The sequence below is a fragment of the Alteromonas sp. AWJ4_197 genome, assembly GCF_056160285.1.
Genome location: NZ_JBSWWW010000019.1, coordinates 1 through 3,709, shown reverse-complemented (window position 1 = coordinate 3,709; position 3,709 = coordinate 1). Strand labels below are relative to the sequence as shown.

General features: G+C 69.5%; 3 protein-coding genes. All 3 read left to right on the top strand.

Annotation, left to right across the window (positions count from 1 at the left end):
- Positions 1-2,316 (top strand): zinc metalloprotease (locus tag ACXAGC_RS20190; protein WP_474846770.1); only part of this gene is annotated, 2,316 nt, incomplete at its 5' end.
- Entirely contained in the window at positions 2,313-3,254 is a 942-nt protein-coding gene (locus ACXAGC_RS20185; RefSeq protein ID WP_474846768.1) for a phage tail family protein, read from the top strand. The genes ACXAGC_RS20190 and ACXAGC_RS20185, both read left to right, overlap by 4 nt.
- 39 nt (positions 3,255-3,293) lie before the next feature.
- Positions 3,294-3,709: Gp37-like protein (locus ACXAGC_RS20180; RefSeq protein WP_474846766.1), on the top strand; the 416-nt coding region annotated here is incomplete at its 3' end.

The following is a 3,709-nucleotide window of genomic DNA, read 5'->3' as shown; positions in this document are numbered from 1 at the left end:
ATCGTGGCCACCACCGTGGCCACCCGCGCCGCGGCCGCCGGCCAATGGCTGCTCAACGCCGCGATGACCGCGAACCCGATCGGGCTCGTCGTCGTCGCGCTCGCCGCCCTGGCCGGCGGTCTCGTGCTGGCCTGGAAGCACTCGGACACCTTCCGCTCCATCGTGATGGGCGCCTGGGAGGGCGTGAAGTCCGCGGCCTCCTCCGTGGCGTCCTGGTTCGCGGGAACCGCGGTGCCGGCCTTCCAGACCGGGCTCTCGGCGGTCGGCTCGGCTTTCTCCTGGCTGAACACCAACGTGGTGCAGCCGGTCTGGACCGGGATCCGGATCGTGGTCTCCGTCGTCGTCGGCACCATCATGACGATCTTCGACGGGCTGGCATGGGTGGTGCGCAACACCCTGGGCCCGGCCTTCACCTGGCTCTACACCAACGCCATCCGACCGGCCTTCGACTGGGCCCGGGCCAAGGTCGAGGGCTTCCGGGCCTGGTTCGACGTGACCCAGATCAGGGTGCAGGGCTACCTGACCGCCCTCGGCGTGAAGTTCGTCGGCCTCTACAACTCCTATGTGCGCCCGGTCTTCGACTGGACGCGCACCAAGATCGGCGACGTCCTCAACTGGTTCAACGTCAAGCGCCTGGAGCTGCAGATGCGGCTCCAGATGCTCGGGCTGAAGTTCCTGGTGCTCTACAACTCCCACGTGCGCCCGGTCTTCGACTGGACGCGCACCAAGATCGGCGACGTCCTCAACTGGTTCAACGTCAAGCGCCTGGAGATGCAGACCCGGCTCCACCTGCTGGGGCTGCGCTTCGTCGGGCTCTACCGGGAGCACGTGCGCCCGGTCTTCGATTGGATCCGCGACAAGATCACCGGCGTCTGGGACTGGGTCCGCACCAAGGCCTTCGACCCGATGACGAAGTTCGCCCGACAGACCATCCCGAACGCCTTCCGTGCCGCCCAGGAGGGCGTCGGGAAGCAGTGGCAGAAGCTGCGCGAGATCTTCCGCGGGCCGGTGGACTTCTTCGTGAACACGGTCTACAACGACGGCCTGCGCGCCAACATCAACAAGGTGATGGAGAGGGTCGGCCTGGACCAGTCCAAGCACCTGCCCCGGATGAACATGCCCAAGGGCTTCAAGGCGGGCGGGCGCACCGGGGGCAAGAGCAAGGACGAGATCCGTGGGCCGGTCCACGGCAAGGAGTTCGTGGTCAACGCCGCGCGCACCGAGGAACTGGACCGGAAGGCCCCGGGCCTGCTGGACGGCATCCACCGTCACGGCGCCAAGGCCCTGAGCATGCTCAACCCCGCCCACGCGGCACCGGGGGCGGCACTGCCCAGCTACGGCGGCATGGGCTCGTGGGTCGGCGCACCGCGCGACGCGATCTACCGCTCCGGCGTCTTCAACGTCGCCGGGTCGGCCCCGGGCTACGACATGACCGGGGCGATCAACATGCTCGACCGCGCCACCCGGGTCAAGGTCAAGCGCGGCCCCATGGCCGCCAACGGCGTGCACGTGCGGGCCGGCCACATGAACCAGTGGTGGGCCGGTTACCAGGAAGGCCACAACGTCTACCTGAACAACTCCATCGCCGGTGGGATGCCCGTGCGCTCCAAGCGGGTCCTGCTCGCCCACGAGCTCGGCCACGCCCTGGGCCTGCCGCACAACGCCCGCCAGCACGGGGGCAACGGCGCGGCCTCGATGATGAACTACGACAACATGTACGCCCACGCCTCGGTCACGCCGGCCGACGTCCGCGCGCTCTCCGCGATTTACGGGGGCAGCGGCTTCGCCAGCGGCGGCGGGGACGGCGGCGGCGGCCTGCTGGACGCCCTACTGAACCCCGTCAAGAAGCTCGTCGACGGGATTGCGGACAAGGTCATCGGACGGTTCAAGGGCAACGTGATCGGCGACATGGTCGGCGGGATGGCCAAGACGCTGGGCTCCGGGATCTGGGACTGGCTGGTCAAGCAGGCCACGTCCCTGGGCGGTCTCCTCGGCGGAGACGACAGCAACGCCAAGGGCCCCGGCCTGTCTGTGGTGCCGAAGCTGCACGACAACGGAGGGGAGCTCACCCCGGGGCTGAACATCATTCAAAACCGCACCGGCAAGCCCGAGTCCGTGCTCAACCCCGAGCAGACCCGCACCTACAAGGCCGCGCTCGGCGTCCTGGCCCGCCAGGACCAGATGGGAGGCAACACCGTGCTGCAGGTCGAGAACATGTTCGGCACCCCGAAGGCCATCGTCGAGGAGCTGGACCGTAAGCAGCGCCGGGCCAACTACCAGGCCAACATCGGCGCGATCGGGAAGGTGGGCGCATGAGTGTCGTCTTCGCCTCCCCGGGCCTGGTCGTCCCCGGGCCGATCTCGGGGTCCGAACGATTCAAGGGACTGACCATGTCCTGGACAGGATGGAACGGTCACGAGTTCCCGCTCACCGCGCGGCGCTCGGGGCTGATCCTGAAGAAGGACGGCGTCGAGGGCCTGGACACGCCCCCGTGGGAGGTCTACTCCCAGACCTCCCCCGGGGTGCACGGGGCCCGGGCCCGCGGCTGGCGCGCCCAGCCGCGGCCGGCCTTCTGGCCGATCATGCTCTACTCCGACACCTCGAGCGCGGACTGGCTCACCTGGGACCGGGCGTTCTGGAAGACCCTCCAGCCGCTGAAGTACGGCACCTGGACCGTCGAGCACCCCATGACGCAGGAGCGCCGCTACCTGCGCTGCCGCTTCGACGGGGAGCCGGCTGCCTTCCCGCTCAACCCCTTCCGCAAGGGATGGGCCAACTACGGGATCGCCCTGGTCGCCGACGAGGAGCCCTTCTGGCTCGGGGACCCGACCATCCGCCGCTTCGCTCCCGAGGCCCCGGAGGAGTTCTTCAACGACGGGGCCGCCCCCGTCTTCCGGATCTCCTCCGGGTCCTCCATGGCCCGGGCCAAGGTCACCAACACCGGCGACATCGAGGCCTGGCCCACCTGGACGATCACCGGGCCGACCACCTCGGTCCGGGTCGGGCTCAACGGCCTACAGATCGAGGTGCCCTTCGAGATCTTCGAGGGCCAGACCGTGGAGATCGACACCCGCCCACACCAGCAGATCGCCATCCGGCGCACCGACACCGGCGCCGAAGAGGTCACCCACCTCCTAGGCGCCGCCGAGTTCGTGGCCATCCCGCCCGGGGAAGACATCTCCCTGGACCTCGAGGTGGTCGGCACCGGCGAGATCGTCTGCTCCTTCGAGCCGCGCTACCTCCGAGCCTGGTAGCAACCACCGGCCCCACCACCAGGAAGGGAGGCGCAACCCGTGAAGCCTCCCTTCCGGATCGCCGTCTACGACAAGCACCTCACCCGCCGCGGCTGGATCGGGGACCCCATCGCGGTGCACTTCACCCCCGTCCACAACGGCCAGGGCCAGGTGCAGCTCACCGTGGCCTCCGACCACCCGCGCGTGCCCGACCTCATGGCCCCGGGCGCTCGCATGGTCGTCACCTACGCCGGCACCGAGACGATCTCCGGGCCGGTGCGGGGGCTCTCCGGGGAAGGCCCGGAGAAGGCCGGGCAGATCACCGTCACCGTCCAGGACGACATCCGGCTGCTCTGGCGCGTGCTGGGCTGGGCGGCCCCGGCCCGGGCCGTCACCGCCCAGGGCGACGACGGCGCCTACTGGAGGGCCACCGGGGCGGCTGAGACCGTGCTGAAGTCCGCGGTGCGGGTCAACGC

Bases quoted from the DNA above. Each gene is read 5' to 3' on its own strand.
- ACXAGC_RS20185 (WP_474846768.1), top strand. From the start codon at position 2,313: ATGAGTGTCGTCTTCGCCTCCCCGGGCCTGGTCGTCCCCGGGCCGATC.